At 71.4% G+C, this 21,097-nt stretch carries 20 protein-coding genes; 7 read left to right on the forward strand and 13 right to left on the reverse strand.

The window, feature by feature from the left end; all coding sequences use genetic code 11:
• Positions 1–3: 3 nt before the first annotated feature.
• Positions 4–624: an aa3-type cytochrome oxidase subunit III gene (gene ctaE, locus QF032_RS11535; RefSeq protein ID WP_057579930.1), complete on the reverse strand. Its 621-nt coding sequence runs from the start codon at positions 622–624 to the stop codon at positions 4–6.
• A 178-nt stretch (positions 625–802) separates the two neighbouring features.
• Here ctaE and QF032_RS11540 point away from each other — a divergent pair, with 178 nt between their 5' ends.
• Positions 803–1,207: a hypothetical protein gene (locus tag QF032_RS11540; RefSeq protein WP_307042094.1), complete on the forward strand. Its 405-nt coding sequence runs from the start codon at positions 803–805 to the stop codon at positions 1,205–1,207.
• A gap of 52 nt (positions 1,208–1,259) precedes the next feature.
• Here the strand turns inward: QF032_RS11540 and QF032_RS11545 are convergent, their stop codons facing one another.
• From QF032_RS11545 to ctaC, 4 genes are all read right to left on the reverse strand, one after another.
• A complete protein-coding gene (locus QF032_RS11545; RefSeq protein ID WP_307055943.1) occupies positions 1,260–2,510 on the reverse strand; it encodes a L,D-transpeptidase in 1,251 nt (416 codons plus the stop codon).
• Positions 2,511–2,641: 131 nt separating this feature from the next.
• Entirely contained in the window at positions 2,642–3,040 is a 399-nt protein-coding gene (locus tag QF032_RS11550; RefSeq protein WP_306953033.1) for a cytochrome c oxidase subunit 4, read from the reverse strand.
• A complete protein-coding gene (ctaD, locus tag QF032_RS11555; protein ID WP_306953031.1) occupies positions 3,037–4,773 on the reverse strand; it encodes an aa3-type cytochrome oxidase subunit I in 1,737 nt (578 codons plus the stop codon). The genes QF032_RS11550 and ctaD overlap by 4 nt, the downstream gene beginning before the upstream one ends.
• Positions 4,770–5,729, reverse strand: coding sequence for an aa3-type cytochrome oxidase subunit II (ctaC, locus tag QF032_RS11560; protein ID WP_306953030.1), 960 nt, complete (start codon positions 5,727–5,729; stop codon positions 4,770–4,772). The genes ctaD and ctaC overlap by 4 nt, the downstream gene beginning before the upstream one ends.
• 337 nt (positions 5,730–6,066) lie before the next feature.
• Here ctaC and QF032_RS11565 point away from each other — a divergent pair, with 337 nt between their 5' ends.
• On the forward strand, positions 6,067–7,476 hold the full coding sequence (locus QF032_RS11565) for a cysteine desulfurase/sulfurtransferase TusA family protein (protein WP_307042098.1): 1,410 nt from the start codon (positions 6,067–6,069) through the stop codon (positions 7,474–7,476).
• A 130-nt stretch (positions 7,477–7,606) separates the two neighbouring features.
• Here QF032_RS11565 and QF032_RS11570 read toward each other — a convergent pair whose 3' ends face one another.
• On the reverse strand, positions 7,607–8,581 hold the full coding sequence (locus QF032_RS11570; RefSeq protein WP_307055944.1) for a carbohydrate kinase family protein: 975 nt from the start codon (positions 8,579–8,581) through the stop codon (positions 7,607–7,609).
• A gap of 130 nt (positions 8,582–8,711) precedes the next feature.
• Here QF032_RS11570 and QF032_RS11575 point away from each other — a divergent pair, with 130 nt between their 5' ends.
• Positions 8,712–8,921 carry a hypothetical protein gene (locus QF032_RS11575; RefSeq protein WP_306953026.1) on the forward strand — a complete coding sequence of 70 codons (210 nt, stop codon included), beginning with the start codon at positions 8,712–8,714 and terminating at the stop codon, positions 8,919–8,921.
• 165 nt (positions 8,922–9,086) lie between these two features.
• Positions 9,087–11,273, forward strand: a complete 2,187-nt coding sequence (locus QF032_RS11580; RefSeq protein ID WP_373430322.1) for a hypothetical protein — start codon at positions 9,087–9,089, stop codon at positions 11,271–11,273.
• Positions 11,274–11,491: 218 nt separating this feature from the next.
• On the opposite strand, the gene QF032_RS11585 is transcribed toward QF032_RS11580, so the two are convergent.
• Entirely contained in the window at positions 11,492–11,848 is a 357-nt protein-coding gene (locus QF032_RS11585) for a HesB/IscA family protein (RefSeq protein ID WP_018848827.1), read from the reverse strand.
• A gap of 323 nt (positions 11,849–12,171) precedes the next feature.
• On the opposite strand from QF032_RS11585, the gene nadA reads away from it, so the two are divergent.
• Positions 12,172–13,356, forward strand: coding sequence for a quinolinate synthase NadA (nadA, locus tag QF032_RS11590; RefSeq protein ID WP_307042103.1), 1,185 nt, complete (start codon positions 12,172–12,174; stop codon positions 13,354–13,356).
• Between the two features lie 53 nt (positions 13,357–13,409).
• On the opposite strand, the gene QF032_RS11595 is transcribed toward nadA, so the two are convergent.
• The 5 genes from QF032_RS11595 to QF032_RS11615 all read right to left on the reverse strand — a co-directional run bounded on the left by QF032_RS11595 (position 13,410) and on the right by QF032_RS11615 (position 19,028).
• Positions 13,410–15,641 (reverse strand): protein kinase domain-containing protein, encoded by a 2,232-nt coding sequence (locus QF032_RS11595; protein ID WP_307055945.1) that lies wholly within the window; start codon positions 15,639–15,641, stop codon positions 13,410–13,412.
• Positions 15,642–15,752: 111 nt separating this feature from the next.
• Entirely contained in the window at positions 15,753–16,433 is a 681-nt protein-coding gene (locus tag QF032_RS11600) for a response regulator (protein ID WP_307042107.1), read from the reverse strand.
• Positions 16,430–17,782, reverse strand: coding sequence for a sensor histidine kinase (locus QF032_RS11605; protein WP_307055946.1), 1,353 nt, complete (start codon positions 17,780–17,782; stop codon positions 16,430–16,432). The genes QF032_RS11600 and QF032_RS11605 overlap by 4 nt, the downstream gene beginning before the upstream one ends.
• A 135-nt stretch (positions 17,783–17,917) precedes the next feature.
• Positions 17,918–18,196: a PspA-associated protein PspAA gene (pspAA, locus tag QF032_RS11610; RefSeq protein WP_307055947.1), complete on the reverse strand. Its 279-nt coding sequence runs from the start codon at positions 18,194–18,196 to the stop codon at positions 17,918–17,920.
• Positions 18,197–18,230: 34 nt separating this feature from the next.
• Positions 18,231–19,028 (reverse strand): PspA/IM30 family protein, encoded by a 798-nt coding sequence (locus QF032_RS11615; RefSeq protein WP_306953014.1) that lies wholly within the window; start codon positions 19,026–19,028, stop codon positions 18,231–18,233.
• Positions 19,029–19,327: 299 nt separating this feature from the next.
• Between QF032_RS11615 and QF032_RS11620 the strand changes: the two genes are divergently transcribed.
• Together QF032_RS11620 and QF032_RS11625 are read left to right on the forward strand one after the other, a co-directional pair.
• Positions 19,328–19,921 carry a DUF3043 domain-containing protein gene (locus QF032_RS11620; RefSeq protein WP_306953013.1) on the forward strand — a complete coding sequence of 198 codons (594 nt, stop codon included), beginning with the start codon at positions 19,328–19,330 and terminating at the stop codon, positions 19,919–19,921.
• Between the two features lie 83 nt (positions 19,922–20,004).
• The gene (locus QF032_RS11625; RefSeq protein ID WP_307055948.1) at positions 20,005–20,706 is read left to right on the forward strand and encodes a class I SAM-dependent methyltransferase; all 702 of its coding nucleotides are present in this window, start codon (positions 20,005–20,007) and stop codon (positions 20,704–20,706) included.
• A 163-nt stretch (positions 20,707–20,869) separates the two neighbouring features.
• Here the strand turns inward: QF032_RS11625 and QF032_RS11630 are convergent, their stop codons facing one another.
• Positions 20,870–21,082, reverse strand: a complete 213-nt coding sequence (locus tag QF032_RS11630; RefSeq protein ID WP_306953011.1) for a hypothetical protein — start codon at positions 21,080–21,082, stop codon at positions 20,870–20,872.
• Positions 21,083–21,097: the final 15 nt, after the last annotated feature.

Consider the following 21,097-nt stretch of genomic DNA (forward strand, 5'->3'; position numbering starts at 1 on the left):
CGGCTACTTGATCAGGTAGATCGTGGCGAAGAGGCCGATCCAGACGACATCGACGAAGTGCCAGTAGTAGGACACGACGATGGCCGCGGTCGCCTGCTCGTGGGTGAACCTCTTGGCCGCGTAGGTGCGCCCGAGGACGAACAGGAAGGCGATGAGGCCGCCCGTCACGTGCATGCCGTGGAAGCCGGTGGTCAGGTAGAACACCGAGCCGTACGGGTCGGAGGAGAGCGAGAGCCCGTCCTTCTTCACCAACTCCGTGTACTCGTAGATCTGACCGCCGATGAAGATCGCACCCATGATGAAGGTGACGATGAACCACATTCTGAGCTTCTTCACGTCACCGCGCTCGGCGGCGAAGACGCCGAGCTGGCAGGTGAGGGAGGAGAGCACCAGGATGGTGGTGTTGGTGGCCGAGAACGGGAGGTTCAGGGCCTCGGCCATCTCCTTCCAGTGATCGGGACCCGTCACCGATCGCAGGGTGAAGTACATCGCGAAGAGGGCCGCGAAGAACATCAGCTCGGAGCTCAGCCAGATGATGGTTCCGACGCTGGTGAGGTTCGGCCGATTGACCGACGGGTGCGCGTGCCCGGTTTCTACTGTCGTTGCTGTCGCCACGACCGACATTATGTCGGTCCCTTATCCCGCCCTCACTCCGGGGGGTGCCGTTCGACGTGATCGCCCCGTGTGTACTGCCCGGATGGCCCATCGAAGTGGTGTTCCAGGCGGTGTGGACGAGGTGGGTGAGGGAGTAGCATCCGCGGCATCGGTTCTGTCCGTACGACGCTGATGTCACGGAGGAAGCATGCAGGCGACCGCCACGGTGCTGGTCTACAGCGACGACGCCAACACGCGGGAGCAGGTGCGGCTCGCGACCGGGCGCAGGCCCGCGCCGGACGCCCCTGTGGTGGAGTTCGTGGAGTGCGCGACGGCGCCTGCGGTGCTGCGGGAGCTCGACAAGGGCGGGATCGACGTCGTCGTCCTCGACGGGGAGACCGCCCCCATGGGCGGCATGGGTCTGTGCCGCCAGCTCAAGGACGAGATCTTCCGGTGTCCGCCGGTGCTGCTGCTCATCGGGCGGCCCCAGGACGCGTGGCTCGCGACCTGGAGCCGGGCGGACGCGGCTGTGACGCTGCCTGTGGAGCCCGTGGAGTTCGCGGGGTCGCTGGCGGCCCTGTTGCGGACGAAGGGGCTTCAGCAGAGCGCGTAGCGACGCGGGGGGCGGGGGCGCGGTTCGTCGCCGGCCCCGCGCCCCGCCCGGGTCACACCGCCGCGGGACTCAGTCGCGCGGTCTCCGCTCGCGTCTTCTGCTTGCCGCCCGTCAGCGCGCTGCCCTTGGTCCACTTGGCCCAGTCCAGGTTCCAGTCGCCGAAGCCGTTGCCGAACGTCTCCATGGTGTCGCCGTTGCTGTTGACGACCTGGACGACGTCGCCCTGGCGGATGTTGTCGAAGAACCACTCGGCGTTGGCGGTGCTCATGCCGGTGCAGCCGTGACTGACGTTGGCGTAGCCCTGGGAGCCCACGGACCAGGGGGCGGCGTGGACGTACTCGCCGCTCCAGGTGACCCGGGTGGCGTAGTAGACGGGCAGGTCGTACGAGTCCGCGGAGCCCTCGGCGATGCCGACGGTGGTCCCGCGCATACGTACGTAGTACTCCTTGCCCAGGACGACCTTGACGCCGTTGCGGGTGTCGAAGCCGGGCTTGCCGGTGGTGACGGGGATCTGTTTGATCTCCTGGTTGTTCCTGGAGACTTTCATGGAGTGCGTCGCCGCGTCCGTCACGGCGATGACCCGGTCGCCGGTGGTGAGTTTGAGCTCCTTCACGGGGCCGCCCCACAGCCGGTCGCTGATCTTGATGCCGTCCAGATTGCTGTGGGCGCGGACGGTGGCGTGGGCGGGCCAGTACTCCTTGGGGCGGTAGTGGAGCTCCTTGTCGTCCACCCAGTGCCAGGCGCCCTGCGCGAAGGGTGTGGAGTCGACCTTCAGCCCCCGTTCCACGACGGCCCGCTGGGCGGGGTCCTTGACCGGCTGGCCGAGTTTGGCGACGACGGGCTGGCCGACGCCGTACTCGCCCGCCTCGGGGCCGAACTCCACCGCCAGGCGCTTCTTGACGGTGGGCTTGCCGGTGTCGAAGGAGAGGACCCGGCGGCCGGGCGCCCCGTCGTCGTCCTCGGTGCTCACCCGGACCGTGTAGTGGGCGCCGGCGGCCAGGGGTTCGGTGCTGCGCCAGCGGTCGCCGTCGGCGGAGAGCCGGCCCGCGACGTAGCGGCCCGTGGAGTCGACGGCGGTGACGTCCGTGATGCGGTCGTCGTCGGCGGTCACCTCGATGGGCTTGTCCGGGTCGGCCTTCTTCCCGTCGCCGTCGGGGGCGTTGAAGGAGATCTGGTCCGTCGCGTCGTAGGGGCGCGCGGAGAGCGGGTTGCCGTCGGAGCCGCAGGCGCTTGCGACCGCGCCCAGGGCGATCACCAGCAGGGTGCAGCCGACGACGGTGCGGGGGCGGGGTTGGTGGCTCATGACTTCACGCTAGGGAGCCGCCCCGGCGGCGGCGCGCCGAGTGACCCGGACGGAGCACGCCCGCTACGGCAAAAGCGTGAGCCCGGACCCTCCTGACGGAGTGTCCGGGCTCACGCCGCGTTCAGCGCGTGTTACTGGGTGCGGTTCTCACCGCGGTAGTACTCGAAGACCCAGCCCCACAGACCGATCATGATCATCGGGACGGAGAAGTAGAGCAGCCACCAGCCGACCGCGACACCGAGGAAGGCCAGGGCGCCGCCGACGGCGAGCGACAGCGGCTGCCAGCTGTGCGGGCTGAAGAAGCCCAGCTCGCCGGCGTCGTCCGCGACGTCCGCCTCCTTGTTGTCCTGCGCGCCCGCGTCGACCCGTCGGGCGGTGAAGCCCAGGTAGAAGCCGATCATGATGCACAGGCCGAAGGCCAGGAAGAGCGCCGTGGTACCGGCCGGCTCCTTCGACCACACGCCATAGACGACCGCCATGGCGAGGACGAAGACGCTCAGCCAGACGAACATCTTGCCCTGGATCTTCACTTGCCGGCCTCCTTGCTGCCCGCGATGGCGCCGGCACCGTGACCGGCGTGCTCGAGCTGCTCGAGCGCGGCGATCTCCGGGTGGTGCAGGTCGAACGCCGGGGATTCGCTGCGGATCCGCGGCAGGGTGAGGAAGTTGTGGCGCGGCGGCGGGCAGGAGGTGGCCCACTCCAGGGAGCGGCCGTAGCCCCACGGGTCGTCGACGCCGACCGGCTTGCCGTACTTGGCGGTCTTCCACACGTTGTAGAAGAACGGCAGCACGGACAGACCGAGGACGAACGAGCTGATCGTCGAGATCGTGTTCAGGGCGGTGAACCCGTCGGCCGCGAGGTAGTCCGCGTAACGACGCGGCATGCCCTCGGCGCCCAGCCAGTGCTGGACCAGGAAGGTGCCGTGGAAGCCGATGAACAGCGTCCAGAACGTGATCTTGCCGAGCCGCTCGTCGAGCATCTTGCCCGTCATCTTCGGCCACCAGAAGTGGAAGCCGGAGAACATCGCGAAGACGACCGTGCCGAAGACGACGTAGTGGAAGTGCGCCACCACGAAGTACGAGTCGGAGACGTGGAAGTCCATCGGCGGCGAGGCCAGGATGACGCCGGTCAGACCACCGAAGGTGAAGGTGATGAGGAAGCCCGTCGCCCACAGCATCGGCGTCTCGAAGGACAGCGAGCCCTTCCACATCGTTCCGATCCAGTTGAAGAACTTCACGCCGGTCGGGACGGCGATGAGGAACGTCATGAAGGAGAAGAACGGAAGCAGCACGCCGCCGGTGACGTACATGTGGTGCGCCCACACCGTCACGGAGAGGCCCGCGATCGAGATCGTCGCGGCGATCAGGCCCATGTAGCCGAACATCGGCTTGCGGGAGAAGACCGGGATGACCTCGGAGATGATGCCGAAGAACGGCAGGGCGATGATGTACACCTCTGGATGGCCGAAGAACCAGAAGAGGTGCTGCCACAGCAACGCGCCGCCGTTGGCCGCGTCGAAGACATGTGCCCCGAATTTCCGATCCGCCTCCAGCGCAAACAGCGCGGCGGCGAGGACGGGGAAGGCCAGCAGGACCAGGACCGCGGTCAGCAGCACGTTCCAGGTGAAGATCGGCATGCGGAACATCGTCATGCCGGGTGCGCGCATGCAGATGATCGTGGTGATGAAGTTGACCGCGCCGAGGATGGTGCCGAAGCCGGAGAAGGCCAGACCCATGATCCACAGGTCGGCGCCGATGCCCGGCGAGCGGACCGCGTCCGACAGCGGGGAGTAGGCGAACCAGCCGAAGTCGGCCGCACCCTGCGGGGTGAGGAAGCCGCCCACGGCGATGGTCGAGCCGAACAGGTAGAGCCAGTAGGCGAACATGTTCAGCCGCGGGAACGCCACGTCGGGCGCGCCGATCTGCAGCGGCATGATCCAGTTCGTGAAGCCGGCGAACAGCGGCGTCGCGAACATCAGCAGCATGATCGTGCCGTGCATCGTGAACGCCTGGTTGAACTGTTCGTTCGACATGATCTGCAGGCCCGGTCGGGCGAGCTCGGCGCGCATGAGAAGCGCCATGACGCCGCCGATGCAGAAGAACGCGAACGACGTGACCAGGTACAAGGTACCGATGGTCTTGTGGTCGGTGGTCGTCAGCCACTTCACCACGACGTTGCCGGGCTGCCGGCGCCTGACCGGCAGCTCGTTCTCGTACGAGTCCTCAGCTGCGGAGGCACCCTGGGGTTCGTTGAGGATGCTCACAGGACGTTCGACTCCCGGTTCTTCTCGGGGCTCGTTTGCTCGATGCCGGCCGGAACGTAACCGGTCTGCCCGTTCTTGGCGATGTCCTTCAGGTGCTGCTCGTAGCGCTCCGGAGAGACGACCTTCACGTTGAAGAGCATCCGGGAGTGGTCGACGCCGCACAGCTCGGCACACTTGCCCATGAAGGTGCCCTCGCGGTTGGGGGTCACCTGGAAGGAGTTGGTGTGGCCCGGGATGACGTCCTGCTTCATCAGGAACGGCACCACCCAGAAGGAGTGGATGACGTCCCGCGAGGTGAGGACGAAACGGACCGTCTTGCCCTTGGGGAGCCAGAGGGTCGGACCCGGGTTGTGGGTCTGCGGGTTCCGCTCACCGGGGGTGCCGCAGGTGTAGACGCCGCCCGCGTCGGCCGGGAAGTCCTTCTTGTACCGGTCCGGGATCGCGGCCAGCTTCTTGTCGGTCTTCGCGTCCCCGTTGGAACCGTCGACGTTCTCGATGTAGTTGAAGCACCAGCTCCACTGGAAGCCGACCACGTTGACCGTGACGTCGGGCTTCTTGTCGAGGCTCAGCAGCTTCGACTCGTCACGGGCCGTGAAGTAGAACAGCACCGAGACGATGATGATGGGGACGACCGTGTACAGCGCCTCGATGGGCATGTTGTACCTGGTCTGTGGAGGAACTTCGACCTTTGTGCGGCTGCGCCGGTGGAAGAAAGCACTCCACAGGATCAGGCCCCACACCAGCACGCCGGTGGCCAGCGCGGCAGCCCAGGAGCCCTGCCACAGGGAGAGGATCCGCGGAGCCTCTTCTGTGACCGGGGTGGGCATACCAAGGCGGGGGAAGTCCTTGTATGTGCAACCGGTGGCGGTCGCCAGGACCAGGCCCGCGGTCATTGCCTGCAGCAGCTTCCGCCGCATCGGGCGCCGCGGCGAGCGGTCGGAGCCGTTGGGACTCACGTAGCGCCTTCCCGAGAGTCTCGCCCGCGCGGTTGGCTGCGGCCTGCCTTCTCGCTGGTCGGTCGCCGCCCTGCGTCGGGCAGGGGTTTGGATGTTTATGCGGACCAAACCCTAGCCGACGCCCTCCAGGGGGTCGCGGGGAGGGTGGCATACGCGCCGCCGGTCACCCCGAAGGGGTGGGAGGGGCGCCTGATAGCGCCCCATAGCTCGTCAATGCGGCTTGTACGACGGCTGCGGCCCGGCTGTGCCCCGCTCGCGCCCGCGCGTCGGAGCCGGCGTACCGGAACGGTCCCGCTCCTCCGGCATGGCACTCTCACCGGCGCTTTACCGTTGGGGCGTGGCCTACTTCGATGCTGCTTCCGCCGCCCCGCTCCATCCCGTCGCCCGTCAGGCCCTGTCGGCCTCGCTCGACGAGGGCTGGGCGGATCCCGCCCGGCTGTACCGGGAGGGCCGCCGGGCCCGGATGCTGCTGGACGCGGCACGGGAGGCGGCGGCCGAGTCCGTCGGCTGCCGGCCGGACGAGCTGGTGTTCACGTCCTCCGGGACGCGGGCCGTGCACTCCGGGATCGCGGGCGCTCTGGCGGGTCGTCGGCGGGTCGGACGTCACCTGATCGTGTCAGCCGTCGAACACTCCTCGGTACTCCATTCGGCAGAGGTGTTCGAGGCGGAGGGCGGGGTGGTGACCCGGACGCCGGTGACGCGGACCGGTGCCGTCGCCGTCGAGTCGTACGCCGACGCCCTGCGCTCCGACACCGCGCTGGCCTGTCTGCAGTCGGCCAACCACGAGGTGGGCACCGAGCAGCCGGTGGCGGCGGTGGCCGAGCTGTGCCGGGAGGCGGGGGTGCCGTTGCTGGTGGACGCCGCCCAGTCGCTGGGGTGGGCGGCCGTGGCGGGCCCCTGGTCGCTGCTGGCGGCGAGCGCGCACAAATGGGGCGGGCCCTCGGGCGTCGGGCTGCTCGTCGTGCGCAAGGGCGTCCGGTTCGCTCCGCAAGGGCCCCTGGACGAGCGGGAGTCGGGGCGGGCGGCAGGGTTCGAGAACCTTCCGGCGATCGTGGCCGCGGCGGCCTCGCTGCGCGCGGTGCGGGCTCAGGCGGCGGCCGAGGCGGACCGGCTGCGAGAGCTGACGGCGCGGATCCGCGCGCGGGTGCCGGCCGTCGTCCCGGAGGTGGAGGTCGTCGGGGACGCGGAGCGGCGGCTGCCCGGGATCGTCACCTTCTCCTGTCTGTACGTGGACGGGGAGGCGCTGCTGCACGAGCTGGACCGGGAGGGCTTCTCGGTCTCGTCCGGGTCGTCCTGCACCAGCAGCACGCTGACGCCCAGCCATGTGCTGCGGGCCATGGGGGTGCTGAGTGAGGGAAATGTGCGGGTCTCGTTGCCGGCGGGAACGGCCCCGGACGAGGTGGAGCGGTTCCTCGACGTGCTGCCGGGGGCCGTGGCCGCGGTACGGGAGAAGCTCGGCGCGCCCCTGCCCGGGCCGGCGGATCCGCGGGAGATCCCGCCCGCCGGGGACGCGCCGGCGGTGGACGCGCTCGTGGTGGACGCGCTGGGCAGGCGGTGCCCGATCCCGGTCATCGAGCTGGCGAAGGTCATCGGGGAAGTGCCGGTGGGCGGCACGGTGCGGGTGCTGTCCGACGACGAGGCGGCCCGGCTCGACATCCCCGCGTGGTGCGAGATGCGGGGGCAGGAGTACGCCGGTGAGGAGCCGGCGGACCGAGGCTCTGCCTACGTGGTCCGCCGGCTGTCCTGAGCCGGGCCAGGTCCGAGTCGGGCCGGGGTCCGGTGCCTGGGCCTGAGTCGGGCCAGGTCCGGTGCCTGGGCCTGAGTCGAGCCGGGGTCCGGTGCCTGGGCCTGAGTCGAGCCGGGGTCCGGTGCCTGTGTCAGGCCAGGTGCTTGCGGACCTCGGCGCCCGCCTCGTCGCCGTAGGCCTTGGTGAAGCGCTCCATGAAGTGGGCGCGGCGCAACTGGTACTCCTGGGTGCCGACCGTCTCGATCACCAGGGTGGCGAGCATGCAGCCGATCTGGGCGGCGCGCTCATGGGAGACGCCCCAGGCGAGGCCGGAGAGGAAACCGGCGCGGAACGCGTCGCCGACGCCGGTGGGGTCGACCTTGGCCTCCTCCTCCGGGCAGCCGACCTCGATCGGGTCCTCGCCGGCCCGCTCGATGCGGACGCCGCGCGCGCCGAGGGTGGTCACGCGGTGGCCGACCTTGGCCAGGATCTCGGCGTCCGACCAGCCCGTCTTCGACTCGATGAGGCCCTTCTCGTACTCGTTGGAGAAGAGGTACGAGGCGTCCTCCAGCAGTATCCGGATCTCGTCGCCGTTCATACGGGCGATCTGCTGGGAGAAGTCGGCGGCGAAGGGGATCGCGCGGGACCGGCACTCCTCGGTGTGCCGGAGCATGGCCTCCGGGTCGTCGGCGCCGATCAGGACCAGGTCGAGGCTGCCCACGCGGTCGGCGACGGTCTTCAGCTCGATCAGCCGGGCCTCGCTCATCGCGCCCGTGTAGAACGAGCCGATCTGGTTGTGGTCGGCGTCGGTGGTGCACACGAAGCGGGCGGTGTGCAGGGTCTCCGAGATGCGGACCGAGGCGGTGTCGACGCCGTGCCGGTCGAGCCAGGCCCGGTACTCGTCGAAGTCCGCGCCCGCCGCGCCGACCAGGATCGGGCGGGTGCCGAGCTGTCCCATGCCGAAGGCGACGTTCGCGCCCACGCCGCCCCGGCGCACGTCCAGGTTGTCGACCAGGAAGGAGAGCGAGACCGTGTGGAGACGGTCCGCCACGAGCTGATCGGCGAAGCGGCCGGGGAACGTCATGAGGTGGTCTGTCGCGATGGAGCCGGTGACTGCGATGCGCACGGCGTGGACTCTCCTGAGGGGAGGGGGATTGACAGTTCACGCTACCCGGTCGGCTCGCGCCACTGAAGCAGCGGAAACTACCCGATAGTAGATCTTTCTTCGCGGGCCACGGCGTGCATACCGTTCGAGTATGACGAACCTCAAGGTCCTTGCCCCCGCTCCGGCCGAACTCGACGGCGACCTCGCGTCGCTGCGCGGTGACTGCGCGCGGATGGCTCCGCACTGGGCCGCCCCGGAGAAGATCACTTCTCGCCCCGTCTCCCCGTCACTCATCCACGGCGTGGACGTTCCCGCGACGTCGGCGCGGCTGCTGGAGGCGATGCCGGACTACGGCAACTAGGACCTGCCACTCGGGCCACTCCGGGGTGCCCTCCGGAGTGATCCCCGATATTTCCTTCGGTACGGCGCGCGGAAGGGAACCGTGCGCTCCCCCGTCGCGTCCCACCGGCGTCCCCCGTGAAGGGGATGCGGGGTACGACAGCAGGGCAGCCGAAGGAGCGATGCGGTGAACACCGAGCGACCCGAGAACGACGACGCCGCGCGCAAGCCGGAGAAGCCGGAGAAGACGTCTTCCGCCGAGGCGGAGGCACAGGCCGAGGACGCCGCGCGGGCGCAGGACGCCGAACAGGCGCGCCCCCGCGAGGCCGGGCGGCCGGAGGCGGAGCCCGCGACAGCCGAGGTCGACAAGACGGGGTCGGAGAAGGCCGAGCCCGCCGCTTCGGACGAGGTCGCGACTTCGGACGAGGTGGCGGCGGCATCCGGCGTCCGGCGGGAGGCCGACGGCGCGGACGTGACCTACGAGACGGACGAGGCCGGCGATTCGGCCGTGGCCGACCGGCCGGACGGGGTCGGCGCTGCGAAGGAGGCTGCTGCGCCGGGTGAGCCGGGTGCCTTCGACGAACCCGGTGCCCTGCGGCGGACCCCGGCCTCGCGGGAAACCGACGCTGCGCGCGAACTCGGCGCCTCCCAGGCAGCCGATGCCCAGCAGAAGGCCGATGCCTCACCGAAGGACTCCGACCTGGGCGAGGCCGATGCCCCGCAGGAGGCCGCCGACTCGGGCGGCCCGGGTGACTCACCGGACGCCGGTGGCTCGCTGGACGCCGGTGGCTCGCTGGAGGCCGGTGGCTCGGAACGGGCCGGGGTCGGCGGCGAGGACGCCGTTTCGGACGGGCCGGTGGCTGCGGACGCCGGTCGCGGCGATGCCGGCGGCGACGGTCGCGTCGAGCCCGTCGTCGGCGCTGTGGGCGGCGGGGGGCGCGTTCCCGGACCTCGGCGCCGCTCCCCCCTGCTCATCGCCTCCGTCGCGGCTGCCGTGCTGCTGGTGGGCGGCGGCGGCGCCTATCTGACCGCCGGCGCGTCGGGCGGCTCGGGCGGCTCCGGTGCGGGATCGCCCTCCGGTGACGGCTCCCCCACCGCCCTCGCCCTGGACGACCACACCGCGGGCACGGGAGCCTCCCAGGGCTCTGCGAACGGCATCGCGCCCGGCGAGCCCAACCCCTACGGGGTGACCTACCACGCGGCGGGCACCCTGCCCGACGGTCCCGGCTCCGCGCCCGTGTACTGGGCGAAGGGCGAGGTCGCCGCGGACGAGGCAGCCCGGCTGGCGAAGGCGCTGGGGGTCGACGGCACGCCGGTGGCCGACGGCGAGGCCTGGCGGATCGGCGCCGGCGACAGCTCCGGCCCGGCGCTGCGGGTCAACCGGCAGGCACCCGGCATGTGGACCTTCACCCGGTACGCCCCGGGCACCGACAACTGCACCGCGCTCAGCGACACGTGCGTCCAGTCCCCGGCCCCGGCCACCGACGAGCCGGTGAGCGAGGCCGCCGCGAAGAAGGCGGCCGCGCCGATCCTGAAGGCGCTCGGGCAGGACGACGCCAAGGTGGACGCGAGCCTGACCATGGGCGCGCAGCGCATGGTGAACGCCGACCCGGTGGTCGGCGGGCTGCCCACCTACAGCTGGACGACCGGGATCAGCGTCAACGCGCAGGGCGAGGTCGTCGCCGGGAACGGGCAGCTGGAAGCGCCCGCGAAGGGCGACACGTATCCCCTGGTGAGCGCGCAGGAGGCGCTGGACGCCCTGAACGCCGCGCCGGGGACCGGCCACCGGATGGGCATAGGCGGCTGTGCCAGCCCGGTGCCGCTGAAGGACCGGCTGGAGAGCCCGTGCGGCACTTCGCCGTCCGCTCCGAAGCAGCGGACGGCGACCGTGGAGGACGCGGTGCTCGGGCTGGCGCCGCACACCTCCGGCGGCCGGCAGGTCCTCGTGCCGTCCTGGCTGTTCGCCGTGAAGGCAGCGGGGGGAGCGGACGGGTACACCGTGGCGCAGCCGGCCGTCGAGCCGGCGTATCTCAAGTCCGCCACGACGCCGACCCCCACTCCGCGGCCGACCGGCTCCTCGGGAACCCGTGACGTACGGGTGGACGGCTACTCCGCCGAGGGCCGGGAGCTGACCGTCGGCTTCACCGGCGGGGTGTGCGCCGACTACAAGGCGACGGCGACGGAGACCGAGGACGAGGTGAAGGTCACCGTCACGCAGACGCCCTGGCCGGACAAGGTCTGCATCATGATCGCCAAGGAGTACCACCAGGTCGTGCGGCTGGACGAACCGCTGGGCGCCCGGAAGGTGGTCGGCTCCGACGGCGCGGGCGTCCCGCTGGAGAAGCCGGGGGCCCGGCTTCCGCAGACCCGGTAGCCCCTCGGGAGGGGTCTCGGGACGGAACCGGCGCCCCAACGGCAGGCCGCAGACGGAGCGGCCCCGGACCTGACGTCGCGGACGTCCCGGACCGGACTCCGAAGACCGGACGTCCCGGACGTCCCGGGCAGAGCGCAGCACGAAGGCGGCGGTCCCCCCGGAGGGGGCCGCCGCCTTCGCGTGGCTCGGCTGCGGTTCGCCGCGGAACCGACGACGTCCTAGCTGAAGGAGTCGCCGCAGGCGCAGGAACCCGTCGCGTTCGGGTTGTCGATCGTGAAGCCCTGCTTCTCGATGGTGTCGACGAAGTCGATGGAGGCGCCGCCCAGGTACGGGGCGCTCATGCGGTCGGTGACCACCTTGACGCCGTCGAAGTCCTTGACCACGTCGCCGTCGAGCGAGCGCTCGTCGAAGAAGAGCTGGTAGCGCAGGCCGGAGCAGCCGCCGGGCTGAACGGCGACGCGCAGCGCCAGGTCGTCGCGGCCTTCCTGGTCGAGCAGGGCCTTGACCTTCGCCGCAGCGGCGTCGGACAGGAGGATGCCGTCGCTGACAGTGGTCTTCTCGTCCGATACGGACATCTACATCTCTCCCGGGTTGTACGGAGACTGCTTGCCGACGTTTCCAACCGTCGGGGCCTCGGATTCATTCCGGGGCCGAGGACTCGCGTTTCCGTTTCTTTCCTCTTCTTGCCTTTCATGCTCGCACACCCGCGGTGGAGCGGACAGCGCCCTTCGGACCGGCACCGGGGTGACGCGGGCAGGACGTCGGCGTCCGGTCGGCTCCACGGCGGTCCGCGTTTCGGGATTCACGTCACATCGACGCAATGACCGTCGTGAAAGTAAGGGGAGGCGGGTTATGATAGATAACGTCAATTCGACGAAAAGTAGAAAGGGTGCGTGTCGTGACCACCGCCCAGCCCACGGAGCTCGACGTACAGCCGACTCCGCTCGCCCTGTTGCTGCTCGGCCGTGAGGCCGACCCGAAGAGCGAGCGGGGCGTCGAGTGCCCCGGCGACCTGCCCTCCCCCTCCGACCCGGACCTGGTCGAGCGCGCCCGCGCCGCCAAGGAGAAGCTCGGTGACAAGGTCTTCGTGCTCGGCCACCACTACCAGCGCGACGAGGTCATCCAGTTCGCCGACGTCACGGGCGACTCCTTCAAGCTGGCCCGGGACGCGGCAGCCCGTCCGGAGGCCGAGTACATCGTCTTCTGCGGTGTGCACTTCATGGCCGAGTCCGCCGACATCCTGACGTCGGACGACCAGAAGGTGGTCCTGCCCGACCTCGCCGCCGGCTGCTCGATGGCCGACATGGCCACCGCCGAGCAGGTCGCCGAGTGCTGGGACGTGCTGACCGAGGCCGGCATAGCCGAGCAGGTCGTGCCCGTGTCGTACATGAACTCGTCCGCGGACATCAAGGCGTTCACGGGGAGGCACGGCGGCACCATCTGCACGTCCTCGAACGCCGAGCGGGCCCTGGAGTGGGCCTTCGAGCAGGGCGAGAAGGTGCTCTTCCTGCCGGACCAGCACCTCGGCCGCAACACCGCCGTCCGCGACATGGGCATGTCCCTCGAGGACTGCGTCGTCTACAACCCGCACAGGCCGAACGGCGGGCTGACCGCCGAGCAGCTGCGCGACGCGAAGATGATCCTGTGGCGCGGCCACTGCTCGGTGCACGGCCGCTTCAGCCTGGAGTCGGTCGACGACGTCCGCGCCCGGATACCCGGCGTCAACGTGCTCGTGCACCCCGAGTGCCGGCACGAGGTCGTGGCCGCGGCGGACTACGTCGGCTCGACGGAGTACATCATCAAGGCGCTGGAGGCCGCCCCGGCCGGGTCCAAGTGGGCCATCGGCACCGAGCTGAACCTGGTCCGCCGCCTGGCGAACCGCTTCGCACCCGAGGGCAAGGAGATCGTCTTCCTGGACAAGACGGTCTGCTTCTGCTCGACCATGAACCGCATCGACCTCCCCCACCTGGTGTGGACCCTCGAGTCGCTGGCCGACGGCAAGCTGGTCAACCGCATCGAGGTCGACCGGGAGACCGAGGAGTTCGCAAAGCTGGCACTGGAGCGGATGCTGGCCCTGCCGTAGCCGGACCGCGGCCGACCCCGATCACCCGATCACCCGGTCGAGGGATCGCCGGATCACCCCGACTGCGGTTCCTGGTCGGGGTGACCGGGATCCAGCGTGAAAACGGTCCCGTCGGGGCTGAGCACGACCAGGGCGCCCTCGTCGAAGAACACACGCGCCGCGGCATAGCCGAAGTCGACGACCTGCCCGGCCCTCGCGGTGGACTCCCACAGCAGCTCGCCCGTCCCGATGTCGACGGCGGCGACCCGTCCGGAGGCGCTGGCCGCGAACACCGCCCGACCCTGTCCGTCGGCGACGGGCGTGCCGGGCTGCTGAAGGGTCGTCGAGGTCTGCCACAGCTGCTTGCCCGTCTCGGGCGAGTGGGCGACCAGCTGCCCTCGGGAGTTGGCGAAGCAGAGCACCCCGCCCACCAGCGCCGCCTGCCCGCGCGGGCTGCCGGGCAGCTTCGTCCTGCGTACCGCGCCGGTGTCCGGGTCGACCAGCAGGACCTCGCCGTACGCCGTCTCGTCGAAGCTGCGCTGGTCCCGCGGGACCTGCGCCACGAAGACCAGGTCGCCGTCGGCGGCACCGACGTAGTCGACCTCGCCGTCCGGCACGCTCACCTTCCGGGTCGAGCCGTCGGCGGGATCCACGGCGTAGAACACGTTGCGCGACGGCAGGCCCGCGTCGGTGCAGTCCGCATACGGGACGCCGCCGGCGTCCTGGAACTCACAGGAGTAGCCGGGCCCGACAGGCACGGTGGCCGTCCAGCGCGCGGCGCCGCCGCGCAGTTCCCGGGCGGTCACGCGATAGCCGCCGTCGGAGGTCAGCGCGAGATCGCCGACGATCGCGGAAGTGATGGCACCCGTCCCGCGCAGCGGGCGCGACCAGAGCAGCTTGCCGGTGGCGGTGTCGAGGGCGAGTGCGGTGGCGCTCTGGTCGTCGCCCGCCTTGTTCATCACGAACTCCGACACGAGCAGCACACCGTCGTGCACCCCGAGGACCCTGCTGTTGACCCTCGCCTGTGGCAGGCCCGGCGGCAGGGACTCGGCGCGCCAGGCGAGCCGGCCGGTCGCCCCGTCCACCCGGACCGGGAGGGTGCCGTCGCCGCCGCAGTACAGGGCGCTCTTGCCCATGGCGCAGGACAGGGAGGCGCCGTCGGGTGCTCCGCCGCCCAGCGGCTTCTTCACCCCGGTCGCGGCGGCGCCGTACACCGAGGTCTGCCAGGGCTTCCAGCCTTTGGGCAGGGGGGCCCAGCTGACGGCCGGGCCGCCGGTCGTGCTGCCCGACTCCTCGGTCCTGCCGAAGGGGTCGACGTCGAGCAGCAGGTAGCCGGCGACCGCCAGGGCGAGGACGCCCGCCGTCCCGGCCAGGACCGGCCACCGGCGCAGCCGGGAGCGGCGGCCGGGGCGGGGCCCCGCGGCGGGGCGGCCCGGTTCGTCGCCCGTCGCGGCCGGCGGCAGCCGCAGGGTCACCGTCTCCATGTCTCCCGCCGAGGGCCCGGGCAGCACCCGCGCGAACTCCTCGGCCAGCTCCTCGAGACCCGGCCGGCTCTCGGCGTCCTTGGCCAGACATCGGGTCAGGACCGAGCGCAGCGGCTCGGCCACCGCCTCCACCTTCGGCTCCTCCTGCAGCACCCGCCAGGCGGTCAGATACGGGCTGTCCGCGTCGAAGGGGCCGCGCCCGGTCGCGGCGAACACCAGCAGCGCGCCGAGGGAGAACACGTCCGAGGCGGGGCCGACCGAGCGGGCGTCCGTGAACTGCTCGGGCGACATGAACGGCGGGGTGCCGATCATCTTGCCGGTCTCGGTGAGCGTCTGGTTCTCCGCCGCCCGGGAGATCCCGAAGTCGATGACGCGGGGCCCGTCGTGGGCCATCAGGACGTTCCCGGGCTTGAGGTCGCGGTGGACGACACCGGCCCGGTGGATCTCCCGCAGCGCCTCCACCAGGCCGAGGGCGAGCCGGCGCAGTTCCGCGCCGCGCAGCGGGCCGTGGTCGCGAATGCGGGCGGCGAGCGTGGGGCCCGACACGTACTGCGTGGCCATCCACGGCCGGACGGCCTCCGGGTCGGCGTCCACGACCGGGGCGGTGAAGGCGCCGCTCACCTTGCGGACGGCCTCGATCTCCTGCCGGAAGCGGGCGCGGAAGACCGGGTCCTCGGCGTACTGGGCGTGGACCACCTTGACGGCGACCTCGCGACCCGAGCGGGACCGGCCGCGGTAGACGACGCCCATGCCTCCGGCCCCGAGCCGGTCGACGATCCGGTATCCGCCGAGCGCCTTCGGGTCGTCCTTGTTCAGCGGCACCGCTCCTGTCCCCCTCTCGCGCAGATCGTTGAGGTGCCAGCATAAGGAAAGCCTCAGGGGACGCAGACCCGGGGAAAGGGCGTCATCCGTCACGGGCCGAGGACGCCGCCCTCACTCCGCCCTCGGGCGCACCAGGCCCGACTCGTAGGCGATCACCACGAGCTGCGCCCGGTCGCGCGCGCCCAGTTTCGCCATGGCCCGGTTCACGTGCGTCTTGACCGTGAGCGGGCTGACCTCCAGCCGTTCGGCGATCTCGTCGTTGGAGTGGCCGCCGGCGACCAGCACGAGGACCTCGCGCTCGCGCACGGTGAGCGCGCCGAGCCGGGCGGCACGGGCGGGGTCGTGGTCGTCGTCCGCGCCGCCCTGGGCGAGGAAGCGGGCGATCAGGCCCTTGGTGGCGGTGGGCGAGAGCAGCGCCTCGCCGCCCGCGGCGATCCGGATGGCGCTCAGGAGCTCCTCGGGCTCGCTGCCCTTGCCGAGGAAGCCGGAGGCCCCGGCCCGCAGCGACCGCACGACGTAGTCGTCCACCTCGAAGGTCGTCAGGATGACCACCCGGACATGGCCGAGGGCGGGGTCGGCGCTGATCAGCCGGGTCGCGGCGAGGCCGTCCGTGCCGGGCATGCGGATGTCCATCAGGACGACGTCGACGGGCCCCTCCTTGGCCAGCCGGACCGCCTCCGCGCCGTCGGACGCCTCACCGACGACCTCCATGTCGGGCTCCGAGTCGACGAGCACGCGGAAGGCACTGCGCAGCAGCGCCTGATCGTCGGCGAGCAGGACGCGGATGGTCATACGGGATCCTCTGCGGTGCGGGGCTCGGCAGGACGGGGCTGCGGGGTGCGGCACCGCGCCGCAGCCGCCGCCCGGCCGGGCGGGGTCTGCCCGGCCGCGGGCTCCTCGGCGCTGCTCGCGGCGGGGCGGGTCTCCGGCTCGGCGGCGCCGGTACGGGGCTTGACCGGCAGGATCACGTGGACGCGGTAGCCGCCGCCGTAGCGGGGGCCGGTGGTGAGGGTGCCGCGCAGGGCCGTTACGCGTTCACGCATGCCCAGCAGACCGTGGCCGCTGCCCGCCGCCGGGGAGGCGTCGTCCGCGGGCTGCCCGTCGTCGAGGACCGTGACCTCGATGTTGGGACCCACCCGTACGACGCTGACCTCGGCCTTCGCCCCCGCTCCGGCGTGCTTTTGGACGTTGGTGAGGGCTTCCTGGATGACCCGGTAGGCGGCCAGGCCGACGGCGGCCGGGAGCTTGGTCTCGTGGTCGGCGCGGGCCACCTCGACCGGGAGGCCGGCGCTGCGGAAGGTGCCGGCGAGCTCGTCGAGGCGGTCCAGGCCGGGAGCGGGCTCGGTGGGGGCCTCCGGGTCCCCGGACTGGCGCAGCAGTCCCACCGTGGCCCGCAGCTCGTTGAGCGCGGAGCGGCTGGCCTCGCGGACGTGCGCGAGGGCCTCCTTGGCCTGGTCCGGCCGCTTGTCCATGACGTGCGCGGCGACCCCGGCCTGGACGTTGACCAGGGCGATGTGGTGGGCGACGACGTCGTGCAGGTCGCGGGCGATGCGCAGCCGCTCCTCGGCGACCCTGCGGCGGGCCTCCTCCTCCCGGGTGAGCTCCGCCCGCTCGGCGCGGTCCCGGATGGCCTGGACGGCCGCCCGGCGGCTGCGGACCGCGTCGCCGGCGGTGGCGCCGATGCCCGTCCAGGCGAGGATCCCGAGGTTGTCCTGGGCGTACCAGGGCAGCGGACCGGCGAGCATGGCCGCGCCGGTGAGGACCGTCATGGTGAGCAGGCCGGCCCGCAGGGTGGTGGGGCGGTCGGTGGTGGCGGCGACGGTGAAGAGGGCGACGACGGCGGACATCGCCACGGGGGCGCGCGGGTCCCCGGTGACGGACTCGGCCACGGACGCCGCGCCGGTGAGGACGAGGACCGTCATGGGGGCGCGGCGGCGCAGGACGAGCGCGGCCGCGCCGAGGGCCATGAGCAGGAGGCTGAGCAGGTCCGGTGTGCGGATGCTCCAGCTGACGCTGTGCTCGCCGTGCGGGTCGACGAGGGAGCCGGCGAGCATGCAGAGGAGGACGCCCGCGGCGAGGGAGGCGTCGAGAGCCAGGGGATGGGCCCTGAGTCGGCACTCGGCCCGGGAAAGGAGGGTCACTTTCTGGTTGCCGTCGCTTTCCTCGCCTGGCTGGGGGCTGCCGCCCCCAGACCCCGCTGTCGGCCCCGAACGGGCCTCGTGCTCAGCCGCCGGACGGGCTGAGCTGCCGTGACCGGCGCCGGGAGGCCGTCGGTGTCATCCCGGGATCAGGCCGTCGTCGCTCAGCATGTCCCGGACCTCCTCCAGGCTCGCGTCCGGCGCCGGGAGGATGAGCTCGGAGGGTTCCAGTGCCTCGTCCGGCAGGGGGGCGCCCAGGCGGCGTACGGCGTCCAGGAGGGCGCCGAGGGTGCGGTGGAAGCCGTCCTCGTCGCCGCTCTCCATCTCCGCGAGGAGGTCGTCGTCCAGCTTGTTCAGTTCGACGAAGTGGGAGTCGGCCAGTTTCCACTGGCCCTCCCCCATGATCCGTACGATCACGTCGCCCTCCTCGGCTCCGGGCCCCGGCGCCGGGCTACTGCTTGTCGAAGCGCGGGGTGTCCTGCGGCTGCTGCTGGGACTGCGGCCGGCCCGTGCCGCCCTCGATGGCCTGCTGGCCGGCGGACGGGCCTCCGGCGAGTTCGGCCTTCATGCGCTGCAGTTCCAGCTCTACATCCGTACCACCGGAGAGCCGGTCCAGCTCGGTCTGGATGTCGTCCCTCGCGATGCCCGTCGGGTCGTCCAGGGCGCCGGAGGCGAGGAGCTCGTCGAGGGCGCCGGCCCGGGCCTGGAGCTGGGCGGTCTTGTCCTCGGCGCGCTGGATGGCCAGGCCGACGTCGCCCATCTCCTCGGAGATGCCGGAGAAGGCCTCGCCGATGCGGGTCTGGGCCTGCGCGGCGGTGTAGGTGGCCTTGATGGTCTCCTTCTTCGTACGGAAGGCGTCCACCTTGGCCTGCAGGCGCTGGGCCGCGAGAGTGAGCTTCTCCTCCTCGCCCTGGAGCGTGGAGTGCTGCGTCTCCAGGTCGGTGACCTGCTGCTGGAGCGCCGCGCGGCGGGAGAGTGCCTCGCGGGCGAGGTCCTCACGGCCGAGCGCGAGCGCCTTGCGGCCCTGGTCCTCCAGCTTGGAGGACTGCGACTGGAGCTGGTTCAGCTGGAGTTCCAGCCGCTTGCGCGAGGTGGCGACGTCGGCGACGCCGCGGCGGACCTTCTGCAGGAGCTCCAGCTGCTTCTGGTACGAGTAGTCGAGGGTTTCGCGCGGGTCCTCGGCCCGGTCAAGGGCCTTGTTCGCCTTCGCGCGGAAGATCATCCCCATACGCTTCATGACACCGCTCATGGGCTTCGCGCGCCCCCTTCTGACGGACTCCGGCTCTCAGGTCTGCGACAGAACCCACAGTACGGGCCCTGCCTCCATTGACGCACTGTTCGGGGGCGGATGCGCTCCTCCCCAAGGACGACTGACGGGGTCCGGGCTCCGGCGTGAGGAGTAGGTGACCGTCAGGGTGCGCGACGCGCCGCCCTTCGCCCCTCTTCCTCGTTCTCGCCCGGTCTGTCCCTTCTACAGACGACTGGTGTTGCCGGATCGTTCCCCTCCGGGCTGGGGTCCATGCCCGGGAGCGCTTACCCTTGGGTTTTGTGTTCCGTAGCCGTGCCAAGGAAGAGAAGGCCCCCGCTGACGCGGTGGTGACCGACTCCAAGCAGCCCCGTGACCCTCAGGCGAAGAAGGGCAGGCCCACGCCCAAGCGCAGTGAGGCCCAGACCCAGCGCCGCAGCGTCGCCAACACCTCGACGTCGCGCAAGGACGCCGCCAAGCGGCAGCGCGACGAGCGCCGCGCCCAGATGGAACGGCAGCGCCAGGCGCTGGCCGGCGGCGACGAGCGCTATCTGCCGGTCCGCGACAAGGGCCCCGTCCGCAAGTTCGCGCGCGACTTCATCGACGCGCGGTTCAACGTGGCGGAGTTCTTCCTGCCGATGGCCGTGGTCATCCTCGTGCTGAGCATGGTGCGGGTGGGCTCGTTGCAGACCATCGCGCTGCTGCTGTGGCTGGTCGTGATCGTCCTGATCGTGCTGGACTCGCTCACCACCGGCTTCCGGCTGCGCAAGCGGCTGACCGAGCGCTTCCCCGAGCAGAACCGGCGGGGCGCGGTCGCCTACGCGCTGATGCGCTCGCTGCAGATGCGCCGGCTGCGGCTGCCCAAGCCGCAGGTCAAGCGTGGAGCGCAGCTCTGAGCACTGCGGCTTTCTCCGGGGGAGCGGCCGAGGCCTGGCTGAGCAGGCTGGGCGGGCTGCGTGACGTCGTACGTCAGGAGCTGGTGGCCCGGCAGCTCGACGAGCAGATGGCGGGGCGCTATCCCGTGGGGCAGCGGTTGCGGGTCCTCGACGTCGGGATGGGGCAGGGCACGCAGGCGCTGCGGCTGGCCCGGCTCGGTCACCAGGTGACCGGGCTGGAACAGGACGCGGCCATGGTCGCCGCGGCCCGCGAGGCCCTCAAGGGCGAGCCCGAGGGCATCCGGGAGCGAATGCGGATCATCGAGGGCGACGGCCGGGACACCGGGGTGCACTTCCTGCCCGGCAGCTTCGACGTGGTGCTCTGCCACGGCGTGCTCATGTACGTGGAGGAGCCGGACGCCCTGCTGGCGGGGCTGGCGCGGATGCTGGCTCCCGGCGGGCTGCTGTCGCTGCTGGTGCGCAACGCGGACGCGCTGGCCATGCGGGCGGGGCTGGCCGGGGACTGGGCGGGCGCGCTGGGGTCCTTCGACACCGTCTCCTACCGGAACCGGCTGGGCCTGGACGTCCGGGCGGACCGGCTGGCGACGCTGACCGACACGCTCGCCGGGATCGGGGCGCCGCTGCAGGCCTGGTACGGCGTGCGGGTCTTCACGGACACGGCCGCGGACGACGCGGAGATCCCCGGCGACCTCGAGCGGCTGCTCTCCGCCGAGGAGCGGGCCGGACGGACGGACCCCTACCGGCGGGTCGCGGCGCTGCTGCATCTGTGCGGTGTGCGCGGCTGAGCCGGGTGCCCGGCTGACGGAGTGCCCGACCGAGTCGGGTGCCCGGCAGGGTGAGGTGCGCGGCTGAGCGGACGTGTTCCGCTCGTTCGGGTGAACGGCCGCCCGCCGCACGACGGGGTGAAGGGCGGCGGGACGGCCGTGGTCCGGCCGCCCCGCCGCAGGGCTACGCCTCGTTCGCGTGCAGGCTCATCGGGCCGTAGATCTCGGTGGACTCCTCGAAGAGCCGCACCTGGTCCGCGCCGCCTTCGAGAAGGTCCTTCCAGACTTCCCCGATCCAGGACTCGGCGTCCCCCTGCGTGGTGAACTCGTCGGGCTGCACCGCGGGTTGGACCTCCGTCCCGTCGGCCTTCTCGAACCGCCACGTCCATGCCGCCATGTACGCCTCCCAGCT

Origin of the sequence: Streptomyces achromogenes, from assembly GCF_030816715.1 — a bacterium.
Taxonomy (GTDB): domain Bacteria; phylum Actinomycetota; class Actinomycetes; order Streptomycetales; family Streptomycetaceae; genus Streptomyces; species Streptomyces achromogenes_A.